General features: G+C 60.6%; 16 protein-coding genes and 1 pseudogene. 10 read left to right on the plus strand and 7 right to left on the minus strand.

Annotation, left to right across the window (positions count from 1 at the left end; all coding sequences use genetic code 11):
* Positions 1-536: 536 nt before the first annotated feature.
* The 6 genes from KBY02_RS13880 to KBY02_RS13905 form a co-directional block, all read right to left on the minus strand.
* Positions 537-914, minus strand: coding sequence for a gamma-butyrobetaine hydroxylase-like domain-containing protein (locus KBY02_RS13880; RefSeq protein ID WP_003316640.1), 378 nt, complete (start codon positions 912-914; stop codon positions 537-539).
* Positions 915-1,019: 105 nt separating this feature from the next.
* Entirely contained in the window at positions 1,020-2,357 is a 1,338-nt protein-coding gene (gene hslU, locus KBY02_RS13885) for an ATP-dependent protease ATPase subunit HslU (RefSeq protein WP_003316641.1), read from the minus strand.
* A gap of 66 nt (positions 2,358-2,423) precedes the next feature.
* Positions 2,424-2,954, minus strand: coding sequence for an ATP-dependent protease subunit HslV (gene hslV / locus KBY02_RS13890; RefSeq protein ID WP_002551644.1), 531 nt, complete (start codon positions 2,952-2,954; stop codon positions 2,424-2,426).
* 414 nt (positions 2,955-3,368) lie between these two features.
* Positions 3,369-4,064, minus strand: coding sequence for an SPOR domain-containing protein (locus KBY02_RS13895; protein ID WP_003403056.1), 696 nt, complete (start codon positions 4,062-4,064; stop codon positions 3,369-3,371).
* A 1-nt stretch (position 4,065) separates the two neighbouring features.
* Positions 4,066-5,805, minus strand: coding sequence for an arginine--tRNA ligase (gene argS / locus KBY02_RS13900; protein ID WP_003403053.1), 1,740 nt, complete (start codon positions 5,803-5,805; stop codon positions 4,066-4,068).
* 97 nt (positions 5,806-5,902) lie between these two features.
* On the minus strand, positions 5,903-8,122 hold the full coding sequence (locus KBY02_RS13905) for a primosomal protein N' (RefSeq protein WP_003403050.1): 2,220 nt from the start codon (positions 8,120-8,122) through the stop codon (positions 5,903-5,905).
* A 169-nt stretch (positions 8,123-8,291) separates the two neighbouring features.
* Here KBY02_RS13905 and rpmE point away from each other — a divergent pair, with 169 nt between their 5' ends.
* From rpmE to KBY02_RS13925, 4 genes and pseudogenes are all read left to right on the plus strand, one after another.
* Positions 8,292-8,513 (plus strand): 50S ribosomal protein L31, encoded by a 222-nt coding sequence (gene rpmE / locus KBY02_RS13910; protein WP_003403048.1) that lies wholly within the window; start codon positions 8,292-8,294, stop codon positions 8,511-8,513.
* A 13-nt stretch (positions 8,514-8,526) separates the two neighbouring features.
* A complete protein-coding gene (locus tag KBY02_RS13915) occupies positions 8,527-9,330 on the plus strand; it encodes a thermonuclease family protein (RefSeq protein ID WP_032655047.1) in 804 nt (267 codons plus the stop codon).
* A gap of 181 nt (positions 9,331-9,511) precedes the next feature.
* Complete coding sequence (locus KBY02_RS13920) at positions 9,512-10,780, plus strand: malic enzyme-like NAD(P)-binding protein (RefSeq protein ID WP_011266374.1); 1,269 nt, start codon at positions 9,512-9,514, stop codon at positions 10,778-10,780.
* Between the two features lie 230 nt (positions 10,781-11,010).
* Positions 11,011-11,139, plus strand: a pseudogene (locus KBY02_RS13925) (IS110 family transposase); the annotation flags it as partial.
* A 226-nt stretch (positions 11,140-11,365) separates the two neighbouring features.
* Here the strand turns inward: KBY02_RS13925 and KBY02_RS13930 are convergent.
* Positions 11,366-13,807, minus strand: a complete 2,442-nt coding sequence (locus tag KBY02_RS13930) for a penicillin-binding protein 1A (RefSeq protein WP_371834303.1) — start codon at positions 13,805-13,807, stop codon at positions 11,366-11,368.
* A 209-nt stretch (positions 13,808-14,016) separates the two neighbouring features.
* On the opposite strand from KBY02_RS13930, the gene KBY02_RS13935 reads away from it, so the two are divergent.
* The 6 genes from KBY02_RS13935 to aroK are packed head-to-tail and all read left to right on the plus strand — an operon-like array spanning position 14,017 to position 19,476.
* Complete coding sequence (locus KBY02_RS13935) at positions 14,017-15,081, plus strand: pilus assembly protein PilM (RefSeq protein WP_003403040.1); 1,065 nt, start codon at positions 14,017-14,019, stop codon at positions 15,079-15,081.
* Positions 15,081-15,656, plus strand: a complete 576-nt coding sequence (locus tag KBY02_RS13940; RefSeq protein WP_003403038.1) for a PilN domain-containing protein — start codon at positions 15,081-15,083, stop codon at positions 15,654-15,656. The genes KBY02_RS13935 and KBY02_RS13940 overlap by 1 nt, the downstream gene beginning before the upstream one ends.
* On the plus strand, positions 15,653-16,276 hold the full coding sequence (pilO, locus tag KBY02_RS13945) for a type 4a pilus biogenesis protein PilO (RefSeq protein ID WP_003403037.1): 624 nt from the start codon (positions 15,653-15,655) through the stop codon (positions 16,274-16,276). Before KBY02_RS13940 ends, pilO begins: the two co-directional genes overlap by 4 nt.
* Positions 16,273-16,800, plus strand: coding sequence for a type 4a pilus biogenesis lipoprotein PilP (gene pilP, locus KBY02_RS13950; RefSeq protein WP_011266376.1), 528 nt, complete (start codon positions 16,273-16,275; stop codon positions 16,798-16,800). The genes pilO and pilP overlap by 4 nt, the downstream gene beginning before the upstream one ends.
* A gap of 47 nt (positions 16,801-16,847) precedes the next feature.
* A complete protein-coding gene (gene pilQ, locus KBY02_RS13955) occupies positions 16,848-18,953 on the plus strand; it encodes a type IV pilus secretin PilQ (protein WP_024639377.1) in 2,106 nt (701 codons plus the stop codon).
* Positions 18,954-18,957: 4 nt separating this feature from the next.
* Entirely contained in the window at positions 18,958-19,476 is a 519-nt protein-coding gene (gene aroK / locus KBY02_RS13960) for a shikimate kinase AroK (protein ID WP_003403034.1), read from the plus strand.
* Positions 19,477-19,583: the final 107 nt, after the last annotated feature.

Below are 19,583 nucleotides of genomic sequence, written 5' to 3' on the forward strand. Positions count from 1 at the left end.
TTGACGACGGTGAGTTTGAATTGCTCTGAATACTTGGCCATTTGAACACCCCCATTAGGTCGGATTGGTGTCCAACTTCTTGGGGGCAGTCCACAGCGTGGGAATGCCTTTCGTGACGCTCCGCGTCACAGATCTACGCCGCGCCACCTGCTCAAGGTAGGACGCAGAGCGTCCAGAACGGCATGCCCACGCGGAGCATGGGCACGATGGTGTTCTTACGGACGACTATCGTTCCTCACGCTCCAGCGTGGGAATGTATTTCATGACGCTCCGCGTCACAGACCAACGCCGCGCCACCTGCTCAAGGGAGGACGCAGAGCGTCCAGAACGGCATGCCCACGCGGAGCATGGGCACGATGATGTTCTTGCGGGCACCTATCGTTCCTCACGCTCCAGCGTGGGAATGTATTTCATGACGCTCCGCGTCACAGACCAACGCCGCGCCACCTGCTCAAGGGAGGACGCAGAGCGTCCAGAACGGCATGCCCACGCGGCGCATCGGCACAATGGTGTTCATGCGGACACCTGCAGGCGGATCAGAGCATTAGTTTGATGACGTGTTCGGAAGGGTCGCGGGACTTGCCGGCTTTTTCGAGTTCCTGCAGGTAGTCTTCCCACAGCGAAGCCTGGCGTGTGGCCAGTTCGTACAGGTATTCCCAGGTAAACAGGCCGCTGTCATGGCCGTCATCGAAGGTCAGTTTCAGCGCATATTGCCCGGCGGGCTCGACCTTGGTCAGGCCGACTCCCAGTTTGCCGAATTGCAGGATCGGCCGGCCGTGGCCCTGAACTTCGGCAGAAGGGGAATGCACCCGCAGAAATTCGGCGGGCAAATGGTATTCCTCATCCGGCGCGTATTTCAGCGTCAGGGTCTTGGAGGCCTTGTGCAACTGGATGGCAGTGGGCAGAGCGGGCATGGCTGCAGTCTCGGGTTTTAAGCGTCGGGCAGAAGCAAAAAGCTGCAAGCGTGAACAACCGCTTGCAGCTTGCAGCTAATAGCTTGCAGCTAATAGCTTGCAGCTTCAGAGAATATAACGCGACAGGTCTTCGTTTTCTGCCAGGTCACCCAAGTGACTATTGACGTATTCCGCGTCGATCTCGATCGGCGCTGCGTCAGGGCTGATGGCCAGGTCACCGGCGCTGAACGAGACTTCCTCGAGCAGGCGCTCAAGCAGCGTGTGCAGGCGGCGGGCGCCGATGTTCTCGGTCTTCTCGTTGACCTGCCAGGCGATCTCGGCCAGACGCTTGATGCCTTCAGGCTTGAACTCGATCTTCAGGCCTTCGGTCTTGAGCAGCTCGCGGTACTGTTCGGTCAACGACGCATGCGGCTCGCTGAGGATGCGCTCGAAGTCCTGCGGCGACAGCGCCTTGAGTTCGACGCGGATCGGCAGACGGCCTTGCAGCTCGGGGACCAGATCACTCGGCTTGCTCAAATGGAACGCGCCCGAGGCGATAAACAGGATATGGTCGGTCTTGACCATGCCCAGTTTGGTGTTCACGGTGCAGCCTTCGATCAGTGGCAGCAGGTCGCGCTGCACGCCTTCACGGGACACGTCGACACCGCCCGAATTACCACGCTTGGCCACCTTGTCGATTTCGTCAATGAATACGATGCCGTGTTGTTCGACCGCTTCCAGCGCTTTGGCTTTCAGCTCTTCTTCATTGACCAGACGGCCCGCTTCTTCTTCGCGTACCAGCTTGAGCGCTTCCTTGACCTTGAGTTTGCGGCTCTTGGTCTTGCCCTTGCCCATGTTGGCAAACAGGCTCTGCAACTGATTGGTCATCTCCTCCATGCCAGGCGGCGCGGAGATATCGACACCAACGGCTTCGTTGATCTCGATCTCGATTTCCTTGTCATCCAGCTGGCCTTCGCGCAGACGCTTGCGGAACAGCTGACGGGTATTGGAATCGCTGCTCTGCGCCGGGTCTTCGTTGAAGCCGACCCGGGCCGGTGGCAGCAGGGCGTCGAGAATGCGCTCTTCGGCAGCATCTTCGGCACGGTGACGCACCTTGACGATTTCCTGTTCGCGCAGCAGCTTGATCGCGGCATCGGCCAGATCACGGATGATCGACTCTACATCACGACCCACATAACCCACTTCGGTGAATTTGGTGGCTTCGACCTTGATGAACGGCGCGTTGGCGAGTTTGGCCAGACGACGGGCGATTTCGGTTTTGCCGACACCGGTCGGACCGATCATCAGAATGTTCTTGGGGGTTACTTCAACACGCAGCTCTTCCGGCAACTGCATGCGGCGCCAGCGATTGCGCAGGGCAATGGCTACGGCGCGCTTGGCATCGTCCTGGCCGATAATATGGCGGTTGAGTTCATGGACGATTTCGCGGGGAGTCATTGACATGGTTATTCACGGTCCTCTGGTACGGTCAAGTCGATGGGGCCGCAAGATGTGCGGCCCGGCAGCGGCTTAGCCGACGAGGTCCTGCTCCTCAATGGTGATGTTGTGGTTGGTGAACACGCAAATGTCGCCGGCGATATGCAGGGAAGTCTCGGCAATTTCGCGGGCCGACAGGTCGGTCTTGAGCAGCAGGGCGCGTGCTGCGGCCTGAGCGAATGCGCCGCCGGAGCCCATGGCGATCAGTCCGTCCTCGGGCTCGACCACGTCACCGTTGCCGGTGATGATCAGCGAGGCGTCCTTGTTGGCGACGGCCAGCATGGCTTCAAGGCGGCTCAGCGAGCGATCGGTGCGCCAGTCCTTGGCCAGTTCGACGGCTGCACGAACCAGATGCCCCTGGTGTTTTTCCAGTTGGGCCTCGAAACGTTCGAACAGCGTGAATGCATCGGCGGTCGCGCCAGCGAATCCGGCGATCACTTCACCGTGATACAGGCGGCGTACCTTCTTGGCGTTGCCTTTCATGACGGTGTTGCCCAGAGAAACCTGGCCGTCGCCAGCCATGACGACTTTACCGTGGCGGCGCACTGAAACGATGGTGGTCAAGGGAGAGTCTCCACACTGCGGGGCGAAAATGCCCTGATGCAAACTCATATGGGGGTGTGGGTGAGTATTTCAACCTTGGGGATGAATCGGGGGGAATGACCGCATGATTCTTGTCCCAACTCTTTAAGCGGACCAGGCGACGCTTCGTTTGTCCGCGATCTCCCGGTTTTTGTAGCGGACAGAAGGCCGTTTTGATTCTGCCCAACGGGCGTAGGAGCGGACTTGTCCGCGATGGGCTGCGAAGCGGCCCCCAAACAGGCTGTCTCGGCTGGGTCTGATACACAGATGCGGCTGGTTTTGCTGCCGGTTCCCGGCAGATCGCGGACAAGTCCGCTCCTACGCCCTTCGGGCAGAAGCTCCGTTCTCCGTACTCATCGAAAACACGCGATGAGCACGGAAACAGCGGCGCTTTGGCTAGCGGCTCTGGCGCTGTTGCAACAACAGGTTACTAAATCCGCCGCTTGCCAGTTGTTTCTGGGCAGTGGTCAGTTGTTCGCGGTTGCTGAACGGGCCGACCAGTACGCGATACCAGGTTTCATCCTTGACGGTGCCCGACTCGACGGTAGAGGTCTGGCCCAGCAGGATGATTTGCGCGCGGACCTTCTCGGCGTCAGCCTGTTTGCGGAACGAGCCTGCCTGCAGGAAGAACGTCGTCACCGCTGCCGGCTTGGTGGTCGCAACCGGTGGCGCCGGCGGAGGCGTCAGGCCGCTGAGGGCTGCCTGGGCACGTGCCGTGTCGATCTTGGCTGCCTGTTCCGGCGAGACCGGTGCTGTCGGTGCCACAGGCGGCGGGGTTTTCTCCGGCACGGCCTCGTTCGGCACGATCACTTCCGATTCCGGCAGCAATGTGTAGAAGTCGTACTTGGGTTTGACCGGCGCCGTAGGGCTTGGCGGTGTCTTGTTCGCTTCGGCGATCTTTGCAGCCTTGGCGTCTGCCCTGACCCGCTTGACGTCATCGCCACCGGGTTCGAGCTTCATCAAAAAGACCACGAATGCGCCCACGGTCAAGCCAATCGCCAGCCACAACCATCCTGGAATCGGCTTCTTCGCGGGTGCCTGGTAACGGCTGGCGCCCCGCTTGGGTGCCGGTTTCTTCTTCGCAACTGCCAACTTACATACGCTCCAGAGTTTCCAGACCCAACAGGTCCAGGCCTTGCTTGAGGGTGCGGCCGGTCAGTGCAGCCAGGCGCAGACGGCTCTGTTGCTGATCGGGGTTTTCCGCACCAAGGATCGGGCAGTTTTCGTAAAAGCTCGAAAACAGACCCGCAAGGTCATACAGGTAAGCACAAAGTACGTGCGGTGTGCCTTTTTCTGCGACGTTGTTCAGTGTTTCGGTGAACTGTGCCAGACGTGCGGCCAGTTCCTGTTCCTGCGGCGCTGCGAGGACGATCTGGCCCTTGCTGGCGTCAAACGCGCTGCCCAGCTTGCGGAACACGCCGGCCACACGGGTGTAGGCGTACAGCAGATAGGGCGCGGTATTGCCCTCGAAACTGAGCATCTGATCGAAGTTGAAGCTGTAATCGCTGGCGCGGTGCTTGGACAGGTCGGCGTATTTCACCGCACTGATGCCCACGGCCTTGGCAATGCTGCGCAATTCCGCTTCGGCGACTTCCGGGTTCTTTTCCTTGACCAGCGTGTAGGCACGTTCTTCGGCTTCATCAAGCAGGTCGATGAGCTTGACCGTACCGCCATCACGGGTCTTGAACGGGCGGCCGTCGGCGCCGTTCATGGTGCCGAAGCCCATGTGTTCGAGCTGCATGCCGTCATGCACGAAACCGGCGCGGCGCGCCACTTCGAACACCTGCTGGAAGTGCAGGGCCTGACGCTGGTCGACGAAATACAGTACGCGATCGGCCTTGAGCACCTTGCTGCGATAGCGGATCGCTGCCAGGTCGGTGGTGGCATACAGATAACCACCACCGGCCTTCTGCACGATGACCGGCAACGGCGTGTCATCGGCGGTGCGGAATTCTTCGAGGAACACGCATTGTGCGCCATTGCTCTCGACCAGCAGGCCCGTGGCTTTCAGGTCGTTGACGACATTGGCCAGGTCATCGTTATAGGCGCTTTCGCCCATCACGTCGGCCGGGGTCAGCTTGACGTTGAGGCGCTCGTAGGTCTCCTGACAGTGCGACAGCGAGATATCCTTGAAGCGCGTCCACAGCGCCAGGCATTCGGCATCGCCGGCCTGCAGCTTGACCACCAGACCACGGGCACGCTCGGCGAACTCTTCGGACTCGTCAAAGCGCTGCTTGGCGGCGCGGTAGAAGTTTTCCAGGTCGGACAGCTCGTCGCTGGTCGCCGGCTTTTCCTGCAGATAGGCCAGCAGCATGCCGAACTGGGTGCCCCAGTCGCCCACGTGGTTCTGGCGAATGACCGTGTCACCGAGAAACTCGAGAACGTTCGCTACGCCGTCGCCAATAATGGTCGAGCGCAGGTGCCCAACGTGCATTTCCTTGGCCAGATTGGGTGCCGACAGATCGACCACCACGCGCTGTGCAGCGCCCGCCTTGCGGACCGACAGTTTTTCCGGGTCGGCCAAGGCAGCGTCGAGGCGTGCGGCGAGCGCGGCGGTGTTCTGGAAGAAGTTCAGGAAGCCCGGCCCGGCAATTTCGACCTTGCTGATCTGCTCGTCGGCCGGGAGTGCGGCGATCAGTTTTTCAGCCAGATCGCGCGGTTTCATGCCGGCAGGCTTGGCGAGCATCATCGCGATATTGCTGGCGAAGTCGCCGTGCGTCTTGTCGCGGGCGTTTTCCACCTGAATCGCCGGCGTCAGCCCTTCTGGCAAGACGCCCTCGGTGACGAGACGGGTCAGGGCTTGTTGAATCAGCTGGCGAATCGTGTCTTTCATGGTGCTCTCTTCGACCGCAAGCGCGGTGGCGCTTCGATGCGCGGGTGGAAAAACTCCGCATTATCCGTTGCTCAAGCCTGCTTGCCAACGGCGTGACTTAATAAAGATCCACGGGATCCACATCCAGCGACCATCTGACCTGTCGACCGCTGGGCATTTGCTCCAGCGCGAGCAGCCAGGTGGCAAGCAATTTATGCAGTGGCGCGCGGGCGCTGGACTGCACCAGCAGTTGCGCGCGATAACGCCCGGCGCGGCGTTCCATCGGGGCCGGAACCGGGCCCAGCAGCTCTATGCCGCCCAGCGCCATTTGCGCAACCAGTTGCTCGGCATCGCTGCAGGCCTGATCAAGAAAGGCCTCGGCCTGCCCCGGCTTGTGCGCTTCGGCGCGCAGCAGTGCAAGGTGAGAAAACGGTGGCAGACCCGCTGAACGGCGCTCGCTCAACGCTTGTTCGGCAAAGGCGAAATAACCCTGTTCGGTCAGCTGGATCAGCAACGGATGGTCGGCCAGGTGGGTCTGGATGATCACCTTGCCAGGCTCTTCGGCGCGCCCGGCACGGCCTGCCACCTGCACGATCAGTTGCGCCATGCGCTCGCTGGCGCGGAAGTCGCCGGAAAACAGCCCGCCGTCGGCGTCCAGAATCGAGACCAGCGTGACCCGGGGAAAGTGATGACCCTTGGCGAGCATTTGCGTGCCGACCAGAATGCACGGCTGACCGCGCTGGATCGTCGTGAACAGCTGGTTCATGGCGTCCTTGCGCGACGTGCTGTCGCGATCGACACGCAGCACGGGGTAGTCCGGAAACAGAATCGCCAGGCGCTCTTCGGCGCGCTCGGTGCCGGCGCCTACCGGGCGCAAATCCACCTTGCCGCACGACGGGCACTGACGCGGTACGCGCTCGACATACCCGCAGTGATGGCAGCGCAGTTCGCCCGAGCGCTGGTGCACGGTCATGCGTGCATCGCAGCGTTGGCAGCCGGACATCCAGCCGCAGTCGTGGCACAGCAAGGTTGGCGCAAAGCCGCGACGGTTGAGGAACACCAAGACCTGCTGGCCTGCCGCGAGCGTCTGGCCGATGGCCTGCTGCATGGGCCCGGAGATGCCGCTGTCCAGCGGTCGGCTCTTGACGTCCAGGCGCATGAAACGCGGCTGTTGTGCGCCGCCCGCGCGCTGATTCAGGCGCAACAGGCCATAGCGGCCGGTGTAGGCGTTGTGCAGGCTTTCCAGGGACGGCGTGGCCGAGCCCAGGACAATCGGAATGTTTTCCTGACGCGCCCGCACCAGTGCCAGATCGCGGGCGTGATAGCGCAGACCTTCCTGCTGTTTATAGGAACCGTCGTGTTCTTCGTCGATGATGATCAGGCCGGGGTTTTTCATCGGCGTGAACAGCGCCGAACGCGTGCCGATGATGATGTCCGCCTCGCCATCGCGAGCCGCCAGCCAGGCGTCCAGCCGTTCGCGGTCGTTGACCGCCGAGTGGACCAGCGCAATGCGCGCATTGAAGCGCTGCTCGAAGCGCGCCAGGGTCTGCGGGCCGAGGTTGATTTCCGGGATCAGCACCAGCGCCTGCTTTCCGGCTTCGAGGGTTTCGCGGATCAGTTGCAGATAGACTTCGGTCTTGCCGCTGCCGGTGACACCGGCCAGCAGAAACGCATGAAAGCTGTCGAATCCGGCGCGGATCGCTTCGTAAGCGGCGCGTTGTTCGGTGTTGAGTGGCAATTCAGGCTGGGCCAGCCAGTGTTCATGGCGTGCGCTGGGCGCATGGCTGCGGACCTCGACGTACACCAGCTCCTTGGCCAGCAACAGGTTGAGGCTGTCCCTGTTAAGCATCAGCTTGCTGAGCAGTTGATGCGCCACTCCGTGCGGGTGCTGGGCAAGGGTGGTCAGGGCTTCGCGCTGCTTGGGCGCGCGGGCGATGCGCGGATCGTCGACGCTGGCGCCCGGGGCCACATGCCAGAAGCGCTCTTGGCGACTTTCGGCCAGTTCGCCCTGACGCAGCAGCACCGGCAAGGCCCAGCTCAGTGTGTCTCCGAGGCTGTGCTGGTAGTACTGCGAGGTCCACAGGCACAGCTTGAACAGTGCGGGCGGCAGCGGCGCTTCACTGTCGAGCAGGGCGATAGCCGGCTTCAGCTTGTCGGCGGGTACTTCGCTGTGATCGACCACTTCCACCAGAATGCCGATCATTTCCCGACGTCCGAACGGCACTCGCAGACGCATGCCCGGCTGCAAGGCGCTGCGCGACACGCCCGCGGGGGCGCGGTAGTCGAACAGGCGGCGAAGCGGCGAGGGCAGGGCAAGGCGCAGGATGGCGTCGGGCACGCGGTGTTTCCCTGTGGTGATAAGTGATGACGGAGGCGCGATCTTAGCAGACGACCGGTGTGAAGGTTCGCTTGCGTCGTTGCAATTGTCTGGTACTATCCGCAGCCTATTTCCGTGCGGTATTCAACAATAGTGTTGGGTGGCGGCGCGTTAGACCGAGGAAGTACCGATGAAAGCTGATATCCATCCAGTTTACGAAGCCATTGACGCTACCTGCAGCTGCGGCAATGTCATCAAGACCCGTTCCACCCTGGCCGCTCCTCTGAGCCTGGACGTGTGCAACGAGTGCCACCCGTTCTACACCGGCAAGCAGAAGATGCTTGACGTTGGCGGCCGTGTCGACAAGTTCAAATCCCGTTTCGGTGCGTTCGGCGCAACCAAAGCGAAGTAAGACTGGCTGCCCTATGGGCATCTCCAGGCTGCTTGAAAAGGCGCTCCTTGTGGGCGTCTTTTTTATGCCCGCGATTTGGGTGTCCGCTGCGCAGGCCTTCTGCCCCGCACCTGCCTCGTTGCCGATTGCACAGGTGCAGCGTGTGGTCGACGGCGACACGTTAAAGCTGACCGATGGCCGCAGTGTGCGAATGATCGGGCTCAATACGCCTGAAACCGGCAGGAAAGGCCGGTCGGCCGAACCGTTTGCCGAGGCGGCGAAAAAGCGCTTGCAGACGCTGGTGAATGAAAGCGGCGGCAAGGTCAGGCTGCGTATCGGCCAGCAGGGCAAGGATCATTACGGCCGCACGCTGGCCAACGTCTATGACCGTAAGGGCGCCAACCTCGAGGCGCAGTTGCTGAGTGAAGGTCTGGGCTATCTGGTGGCCGTTGCGCCCAATGTCAGGCTGGTCGCTTGCCAGCAGGGCGCGGAGCGTCAGGCACGTCAGGCGCGGCTGGGTGTGTGGCGCAATTCGCCGGTGCAGTCCTCGACCCGGCTGAGCAAAGGCGGGTTCGCGATTGTGTCCGGTCAGGTCAGGCGTGTGCAGCGCAATCGCGGCGGTATCTGGATCGAGTTGCAGGGCTCGCTGGTCCTGCGTGTCGCGCCTGCCCACCTGAATGCGTTCGATACGGCGATGCTCCAGCGCCTCCAAGGGCAGCAGGTCGAAGCGCGTGGCTGGGTAGTCGACCGCTCCCGGCGCGCGGGCCTGAAAGCCGGGCAGTCCCGCTGGCTGCTGCCACTGACCCATCCCGCCATGCTGAGCCCTTCCCGCCGTTAGAAGCGCCCTTCAGGCCGGTGATCCGACGAGCGTGACCGAGTGTTCACGTATCAGACCTCTAAGCTAAAGTCTAAGCCTGTGCCTATTGACAGCAGTGACTGGTCAGTCTTGTTAGGACTATGCATCTTGCGTATCCTCGGCGGTCCGTCTGTCCCACAGTAAAAAAAGCGGAATCCAATACATGTCAGATCTGAAAACTGCCGCGCTCGAATACCATGCCAATCCTCGTCCGGGGAAGCTGAGCGTCGAACTCACCAAGCCGACCGCAACCGCTCGTGACCTGGCTCTGGCCTACAGCCCTGGCGTTGCTGAACCCGTGCGTGAAATTGCCCGTGACCCCGAGCTGGCTTACAAGTACACCGGCAAAGGCAATCTGGTAGCAGTTATTTCTGATGGCACCGCGATTCTCGGCCTCGGCGATCTGGGGCCATTGGCTTCCAAGCCGGTCATGGAAGGTAAGGGCGTTCTGTTCAAGCGCTTCGCCGGTATCGACGTTTTCGATATCGAAGTCGATTCCGAAAGCCCGCAGGCGTTCATCGACACCGTCAAGCGTATCTCCATCACCTTCGGTGGCATCAACCTGGAAGACATCAAGGCGCCTGAGTGCTTTGAAATCGAGAAGGCGCTGATCGAACAGTGCGACATCCCGGTTTTCCATGATGACCAGCACGGCACCGCTATCGTGACGGCGGCCGGCATGATCAACGCACTGGAAATCGTCGGCAAGACCCTCGAATCGGCGAAGATCGTCTGCCTGGGCGCTGGCGCTGCAGCCATCTCCTGCATGAAGCTGCTGGTGAGCATGGGCGCGAAGATCGAAAACATCTTCATGGTCGACCGTACCGGCGTTATCCACTCCGGCCGTACCGACCTGAACCAGTACAAGGCTGCATTCGCTCACGCTACCGAGAAGCGCTCGCTGACCGATGCACTGGATGGCGCTGACGTATTCGTAGGCCTGTCCGGCCCTAACCTGCTGAGCGCTGAAAACCTCAAGCTGATGGCCAAGGACCCGATCGTGTTCGCTTGCTCGAACCCTGATCCGGAAATTTCCCCGGAACTGGCTCACGCCACGCGCAGCGATGTGATCATGGCCACTGGCCGTTCGGACTACCCGAACCAGGTCAACAACGTGCTGGGCTTCCCGTTCATCTTCCGCGGTGCTCTGGACGTTCGCGCCAAGCGCATCAACGAAGAAATGAAAATCGCTGCGGCCAACGCCCTGCGCGAACTGGCCAAGCTGCCTGTGCCACAGGAAGTCAGCGACGCCTACGGCGGCATCAAACTGGAATTCGGTCGTGAGTACATCATCCCGAAACCAATGGATACGCGCCTGCTGGGCCTGATCGCCGATGCAGTGGCCAAGGCCGCCATCGAAAGCGGCGTTGCCACCCTGCCGTATCCGAAGCACTACCCGCTGACCAGCGTGGATGACGTGTTCAAGGGCTGATCCCTGAGCCAATAAAAAACCCCTGCAGCGATGCAGGGGTTTTTTTATGCCTTGGATACCCTGCACTTGTGGGGCATTTTCGGGATTGAACTGGCCTCTTCGCGAGCAAGCTCGCTCCCACAAGATCTTCACACGCCATAAAATCTTCAGGGGCAGTTATCTCCCCGCTGCCCCGCCTGCCGGTCAGGTATACACCGCACTTGTGGGAGCGAGCTTGCTCGCGAAGAGGCCGGTATGCGAGGCTGCGTGCCAAAGGCAAGTGCGCGAAAGTGGCCCTGGTGGCCTGCATGCGGGTGTTGCTGATACGCCTGAACGCCATGGTGCGCGACGGAACACCATGGCGTGATCATGCGGTTTGAATGGGGGCGGTCTTTGCCTGCCATCGCGGAATCTATCCGCGATGGCATTATAAAATGCCCATTCATCGGGGGATGATGAAAGACAGTTGGCTCCCACGGGACCTGCGTATAACCGTCAGGGCGGAGCATGGGCACGATGGTGATCTTATTGACGACTATCGTTCCTCACGCTCCAGCGTGGCAATGCCTTTCGTGACGCTCCGTGTCACAAGCCCGCGCAGTGCTATCAGAACAAATCGATCGGCGCTGACTCATCCGCTGGCAACGGACTGCCCGGTGCACTGCTGCCGCCCAGTTCGTTGACGCTTGGCGGTGTGTCTTCGCTTTTGAACAGCTCGAAGAATGCGTTCGGCGTGCTTGGCGTAGCGGCGCGGCCACTCAATGGGTCGACGCGCAGGCTGAGAATGCCTGGCGGTTCGGCCTGTTGATGCGGCGGCTTGTCCTTGAGCGCAGCGCTCATGTAGTCCATCCAGATCGGCAGCGAGACCGTCCCGCCGAATTCGTGACGGCCAAGGCTTTCAGGCTGATCGAAACCACTCCACACCGTCGTCACGTAGTCTGCGTTATACCCGGAGAACCAGGCATCCTTGGAATCGTTGGTGGTACCGGTCTTGCCGGCGATGTCCGGTCTGTTCATGGACAGCGCGCGGCGCCCGGTGCCGCGCTTGATCACGTCCTGCAGCATGCTGTTCAGAATGTACGTGGTGCGGCCATCGACAATGCGCTCGGCAACGGCAGGCGCTTGCGGCTGGGCGGGTGCGCCCGGTGGACCCGCAACCACGCTCGGGCTGTCATGTACCGCAAAGGTCGAAGTATTGGGCGCGGTATTGACATCATTGGCCGGAACGCTTGGCGGGTTGGCGACAAACAGGGTCTGGCCGTCACGGTTCTCGATGGTCTGGATCAGATAAGGGCTGACCTTGTAACCGCCGTTGGCGAAGGTTGCCCAGCCGGTGGCGATTTCCATCGGGGTCAGTGTCGCCGTACCCAGTGCCAGCGACAGGTTGCGCGGCAAGTCCTGCTTGGAGAAGCCGAAGCGGGTGATGTAGTCGATGGTGCTGTCGATGCCGAGGGCCTGAAGCAAGCGGATCGATACCAGGTTACGAGACTTGTACAGCGCCTCGCGCAGGCGGATCGGCCCGAGGAAGGTGTTGGTGTCATTTTTCGGACGCCATACCTTGTCCAGGTATTCGTCGACAAAGACGATAGGCGCGTCGTTAACCAGGCTGGAAGCGGTGTAACCGTTATCCAGCGCAGCGCTGTAGATGAACGGCTTGAAGCTGGAGCCCGGTTGACGTTTGGCCTGCATGGCGCGGTTGTAGTTGCTCTGCTCGAACGCGAAGCCGCCGACCAGCGCACGAATGGCACCGTTCTGCGGATCAAGCGATACCAGTGCGCTCTGCGCGACGGGAATTTGACTGAATTTCAGCGAGCCATCGTCCTGGCGCAGCAGACGAACCAGGTCGCCGACCTTGGCAACGTCACCCGGCTGCTTCGGATTGGCGCCCAGGCTGTTGGTATTCAGGTAAGGCCGCGCCCACTTCATGGTGGCCCAGTCTACGGTTTCTTCCTTCTCGCCGTTGTGGGTCAGAACGCGCAGACCGGTCTTGTCGACCTGGGTCACGATGCCGGGCTCGAGGCCGTTGATCATGCGCTGCCTGGTCAGTTCCTGTACCCAGTTGGCGCGGGTCATGCCCGGGAAGCGGCTTTCCGGACCACGGTAGCCGTGGCGCTGGTCGTAATCGATCAAGCCTTGCTGGATGGACTTGTTGGCGTGTTCCTGAAGGTCGCTCGGCACCGTCGTGGTGACGCGGAAGCCTTCTGTGTAGGCCTCGCTGCCATAGCGGCCGACCATTTCTGCCCGCGCCATTTCAGCGATGTACGGTGCATTCACTTCCGGCGTCGGCACGTGATAGCTGGCGTTGAGCGGTTCGTTCAGCGCTGCCTGGTAAGCCGTCTGGTCGATCTTGCCCAGGCGATACATGCGGCCGAGGATCCAGTCGCGACGTTCCTTGGCACGGGTCGGGTTGGCCAACGGGTTGAAGCGTGACGGTGCCTTGGGCAGACCGGCAATCATGGCCATTTGCGCAAGGCTTACATCGCGAATCGATTTGCCATAGTAGACTTGCGCCGCTGCCTCGATCCCGTAGGCGCGGTTACCCAGATAAATCTTGTTGACGTACAGCTCGAGAATCTCGTCCTTGGTAAGTTGGCGCTCGATTTGCAAGGCCAACAGGATCTCGGTGGTTTTGCGCGAAAAGCTGCGCTCGCTGGTCAGGAAGAAGTTTTTCGCGACCTGCATGGTGATGGTACTGCCGCCTGACTGGATATGGCCGCTCTTGACCAGTTGAGTGGCGGCGCGCATCAGGCTGCCCGGGTCGACGCCGTAGTGGTTGGCGAAGTTGTCGTCTTCGGCCGACAGCAGTGCGTTGATGAAATTGGGCGGGATTTCCGCGAAGCGAATCGGCGTGCGGCGCATTTCACCGAACTCGGCAATCAGCTTGCCGTCGCTGGTGAACACGCGCAGGGGGATTTGCAGTTGAATGCTTCGCAGCGCGTCAACGGAGGGCAGGGTCGGGCTCAGGTAAAGAAACGCGCCGCTCAGGCCAAGCAACAGCGAGCAGAATACCGCGACGAGGGACCACCAGAAAAACTTCAGCAGGCGTATCAAGGCTTTTGGATTTCCAGAAAAAATAATGGGTTAAGCGCAGGCATTTACAAATGAACATGCCTTGAAGCTTTGTTAAATGAAAAAAACGCTGGGCATTATAAGCATTTTTCGTCCCCACGCGTGATTTGCGCTACTGTCAAGGCTGTCGACAGTGACGTTGGCCCGAAATAACTCCGTAAGTGACGGAAACTCATAGGAATCAGGTTGTGTTCGAACTCTTCAGTAAGAAGGCCAACACCCTTCTAGGGATCGATATTAGCTCCACCTCGGTAAAACTCCTGGAATTGAGTCGTTCCGGCACCCGTTACAAGGTCGAGTCTTACGCAGTAGAGCCGTTGCCGGCCAACGCTGTCGTCGAAAAGAACATTGCCGAACTCGAAGGGGTCGGGCAGGCGTTGTCTCGCGTGCTCGCCAAGGCCAAGACCAGCGTCAAGAACGTGGCGGTTGCCGTGGCCGGTTCGGCGGTGATCACCAAGACCATCGAGATGGACGCCGGTCTTTCCGACGATGACATGGAAAACCAGCTCAAGCTTGAAGCTGACCAGTACATCCCCTATCCGCTGGAAGAAGTCGCTATCGATTTCGAAGTGCAGGGCTATTCGGTGCGCAATCCCGAGCGCGTCGAGGTGTTGCTGGCTGCCTGCCGCAAGGAGAACGTCGAAGTGCGCGAGGCCGCACTGGCGCTGGCCGGGCTGACCGCGCGCGTGGTCGATGTCGAGGCCTACGCGCTTGAGCGCTCGTTCGGACTGCTGGCCGCGCAACTGGGCAACGGTCATGACGAGCTGACGGTGGCCGTGGTCGATATCGGCGCCACCATGACCACCCTGAGCGTGCTGCATCATGGCCGGATCATTTATACCCGCGAGCAGCTGTTTGGCGGGCGCCAGCTGACTGACGAAATTCAGCGCCGCTACGGGCTCTCCATGGAGGAAGCCGGGCTTGCCAAGAAGCAGGGCGGCTTGCCCGACGACTACGTCAGCGAGGTGCTCGACCCCTTCAAGGAAGCGCTGGTGCAGCAGGTTTCCCGCTCCCTGCAGTTCTTCTTTGCGGCCGGTCAATACAACTCCGTGGATCACATCATGCTGGCAGGCGGCACGGCTTCGATTTCAGGGCTGGAGCATCTGATCCAGCGGCGCATCGGCACTCCGACCATGGTCGCCAACCCGTTTGCCGACATGGCCCTGAGTTCCAAGGTCAATGCCGGCGCCCTGGCCAGTGATGCGCCGGCGCTGATGATCGCGTGTGGCCTGGCGTTGAGGAGTTTCGACTGATGGCGCGGATCAACTTATTACCGTGGCGCGAAGAGCTTCGCGAAGAACGAAAGAAACGCTTCCTGACTGCCTTGGTCGGCGTGTTGGTGGTATCAGTCGGCATTCTGTTTCTGATCGATCGGTACGTCAGCAACGCCCTCGAGCATCAGATGGCGCGCAATGCGTTTCTGCAGACACAGATTGCCCAGCTCGATATCCGCATCAAGGAGATCAGCGACCTCAAGGCCCGTCGCAAGCAACTGCTCGAGCGCATGAAGATCATTCAGGACCTGCAAGGCAACCGCCCGATCACCGGGCGCGTCTTCGATCAACTGGCGCGGACTCTGCCGGATGGCGTCTATTACTCGCAGGTCAAAATGACCGACAAGCTGATCGCCATCAATGGTGCTGCCGAGTCGAACAACCGGGTTTCCGACCTGATGCGTAATCTTGAAGCTTCCGACTGGCTGGAAGCGCCGAGCCTGACCGAGGTCAAGGCCACGACCGCCGGTGCTGTGGATCAGGCCAACGTCTTTCAGTTGACCGTACGCCAGACCCAGCCACCGGTTGCCGCTGCCGCAGGAGCCAAGCCATGAATATGTCCGAATGGCTGGAAGGGCTGCGCAAGGTCGATCTGAGCGAACTGGACCTGAACAACCTCGGTTCATGGCCTGCGGCGATCAAGGCCATTGCCGGGGTGCTGGTCGCGGTCATGATTTTCGCTCTGGGCTATTTCTTCTTTATCCAGGACCTGGAAACCCAGCTGGAAAGCGCGCAGGGCAGCGAGGTGACGCTCAAGGAGCAGTTCTCCAACAAGGCCTTCCAGGCGGCCAACCTCGAGCCGTACAAGAAGCAGATGGAAGAAATGGAAAACACCTTCGGTGCCCTGCTGCGGCAATTGCCCAGCGACACCGAAGTGCCTGGGCTGCTTGAGGACATCACCCGCACCGGACTGGGAAGCGGGCTCGAGTTCGAGGAAATCAAGCTGCTGCCCGAGGCGGCCCAGCAGTTCTACATCGAGCTGCCGATACAGATCACCGTGGTCGGTGGTTATCACGACCTGGCGACCTTCGTCAGCGGCGTCGCCAGCCTGCCGCGCATCGTCACGCTGCATGATTTCGAAATCAAGCCGGTCGATCCCAAGGTGCCGACCAAGTTGCGCATGAGCATTCTGGCCAAGACCTACCGCTACAACGATGAAGGGCTGAAGAAATGAGGGCGGCGCGATTGCTGTGCGTCAGTGTGGTTCTGGCAGGGCTGGCCGGTTGCGGTAATGACAATGATTTTGCCGATCTTTCTGAATTCATGGATCAGGCCAGAGCCCGCCCGAGTGGCAACATCGAGCCGCTGCCCAAGTTTCGGCCGTATGAGGCGTTCACCTACAACGCCTCCACGCTGCGCAGTCCTTTTCAGCCGCCGGTCAAGATCGACCTGCTCAACCGCCAGAAGGGGTCACGGCTGGTGGCGCCGGACGAACACCGGGTCAAACAGTTCCTTGAAGGCTTCAATATCGAGTCGTTCGAGATGGTCGGCACGATTGGCAACGAGTCAGGGACATTCGCCCTGCTGCGCGGTGCCGGAGGTGTTCATCGCGTCAAGGTGGGGGATTATCTGGGGCGTAACAACGGCCGGGTAGTGTCGATCGGCGACGCGCAGGTTGATGTCATCGAAATTGTTCCTGATGGAGAGGGGGCGTGGCTGGAAAGGCCGCGCACGATCGCCCTCAAAGAACGCTCATGAAGTGGGCAAGGCCAAGTATGCACAGTAGCGCTCAACGGAAATTGATCATGACCCGGATTCTCTCGATTATCGGCGTGTCGTTATGCATCGCGATGCTGTCGCCGGTTCTCCAGGCTGCCAACCTCAAGACCCTGGATGTCGCCGCCCTGCCGGGTGACCGCATCGAGCTGAAGCTGGCATTCGACGCCCCGGTGCCTGCACCGCGCGGTTACACCACCTCGCAACCGGCGCGCATTGCGCTGGACCTGCCGGGTGTTACCAGCCAGCTGGCGACCAAAAGTCGTGACCTGGGCACCGGCAATGCGCGCAGTGTGGTCGTGGTACAGGCTCAGGACCGTACCCGGGTGATCATCAACCTGACCACGCTTTCGCCGTACAGCTCCCGCGTCGATGGCAACAACCTGTTCGTGGTCATCGGCCAGGGTGCCGGCGCCGCGCAAGCCTCCCAGCCGACTACCGCGATGGGCGCGCAACGGGTCGCGGTGCCACCGCCCACACCGGCATCCGCCAAGCCGTTCATCCCCGCTGGCGTCAAGGCCATCAGGAATGTCGACTTTCAGCGTGGCGAGCTGGGTGAAGGCAATGTGGTCATCGACCTGAGCAACCCCGGCATTGCCCCGGATATTCAGGAGCAGGGCGGCAAGATCCGCGTGGACTTCGCCAAGACCCAGCTGCCCGAACCGCTGCGCGTCCGCCTGGACGTCAAGGACTTCGCCACGCCGGTGCAGTTCGTCAGTGCTTCGGCGACAGGTGACAAGGCCAGCATTCTGATCGAGCCGTCGGGCGCCTTCGACTACTCGGCGTTCCAGACCGAAAACAAGCTGACGATCAGCGTGCGCCCGTTGACCAACGAGGATCTGGACCGCCGCGCTGCCGACAAGCCGGTGTACACCGGTGAAAAGCTGTCGCTGAACTTCCAGGACATCGATGTGCGTTCGGTGCTGCAGCTGATTGCCGACTTCACCAACCTCAATCTGGTGGCCAGTGATACGGTCCAGGGCGGTATCACCCTGCGTCTGCAGAATGTGCCATGGGATCAGGCGCTGGATCTGGTGCTGAAAACCAAGGGCCTGGACAAGCGCAAGGTTGGCAACGTTCTGCTGGTCGCACCAGCCGATGAAATTGCCGCCCGCGAGCGTCAGGAGCTGGAATCGCTCAAACAGATCGCCGAGCTGGCGCCCTTGCGCCGCGAGCTGCTGCAGGTCAATTACGCCAAGGCAGCCGACATCGCCAAGCTGTTCCAGTCCGTGACCAGCGCCGAGTCCAAGGCCGACGAGCGCGGCTCGATCACGGTGGACGACCGGACCAACAACATCATTGCCTACCAGACCCAGGAACGACTCGACGAACTGCGTCGTATCGTGTCGCAACTGGACATCCCGGTACGCCAGGTGATGATCGAGGCGCGCATCGTCGAGGCCAACGTCGATTACAACAAGCAGCTCGGGGTACGCTGGGGCGGGTCTACCAACACCAGCGGCAGCGGCAAATGGACAACCTACGGGCTGGATAATAACGGCGACGAGGCCGGTAACACTGGCAGCAGTGTGACCTCCAACGTGCCGTTCGTGGACCTGGGCGCTGCTGATGCGACGACCGGCATAGGCCTGGGCTTCGTGACCAACAACACGCTGCTGGACCTTGAGCTGAGTGCCATGGAGAAAACCGGTAACGGTGAAATCGTCTCCCAGCCCAAGGTGGTCACCTCCGACAAGGAAACCGCCAAGATCCTCAAGGGCACGGAGATCCCGTATCAGGAATCCAGCTCCAGCGGTGCGACCACCGTGAGCTTCAAGGAAGCTTCCCTGTCGCTTGAAGTGACGCCGCAGATCACGCCGGACAACCGCATCATCATGGAAGTGAAGGTCACCAAGGACGAGCCGGACTACCTGAATGCGGTACTGGGCGTACCGCCCATCAAGAAGAACGAGGTCAACGCCAAGGTGCTGATTTCCGACGGCGAAACCATCGTCATCGGTGGTGTGTTCTCGAATACGCAAAGTAAAGTTGTCGATAAAGTGCCATTTCTTGGCGATGTACCGTATCTTGGCCGGCTTTTCAGGCGCGATGTGGTATCCGAGTCCAAATCCGAGCTGTTGGTATTTTTGACTCCGCGTATCATGAACAACCAGGCGATTTCTGTGAGTCGTTGATTTTGTGCGAAATTTAATACTTGTGGGGCCGATGGGTGCTGGCAAGAGCACCATCGGCCGTTTGCTTGCCAAAGAATTGCGACTGCCGTTCAAGGATTCCGACAAGGAAATCGAGCTGCGTACGGGCGCCAATATTCCCTGGATCTTCGACAAAGAAGGCGAACCGGGTTTTCGTGATCGCGAGCAGGCCATGATTGCCGAACTGTGCGCCGCCGATGGCGTGGTTCTGGCGACCGGCGGTGGTGCGGTCATGCGCAGCGAAAATCGCCAGGCACTGCGCGCCGGCGGGCGTGTGGTTTATCTGCACGCCTCGATCGAGCAACAGGTGGGGCGCACCGCGCGTGATCGCAATCGGCCTTTGCTGCGTACCGCCGATCCTGCCCGGGTACTGAGCGAGTTGCTGGCCATCCGTGACCCGTTTTATCGGGAAATCGCCGATATCGTGATTGAAACCGATGAGCGGCCGCCTCGAATGGTGGTTCTTGAGATACTGGCGCGACTGGCAGAGCTTCCTCCCCGTTAAAGCGCAGGCGAAAATGCGCTATTCTCGACGCCCGGAAACAGCGACGGTGCATGGCCTTGCGTCATGACCTGCTGAAGCACACACCGTCCAATCGGTAATCAATGTGG

Origin of the sequence: Pseudomonas sp. P129 (assembly GCF_020312195.1) — a bacterium.
Taxonomy (GTDB): domain Bacteria; phylum Pseudomonadota; class Gammaproteobacteria; order Pseudomonadales; family Pseudomonadaceae; genus Aquipseudomonas; species Aquipseudomonas fragariae.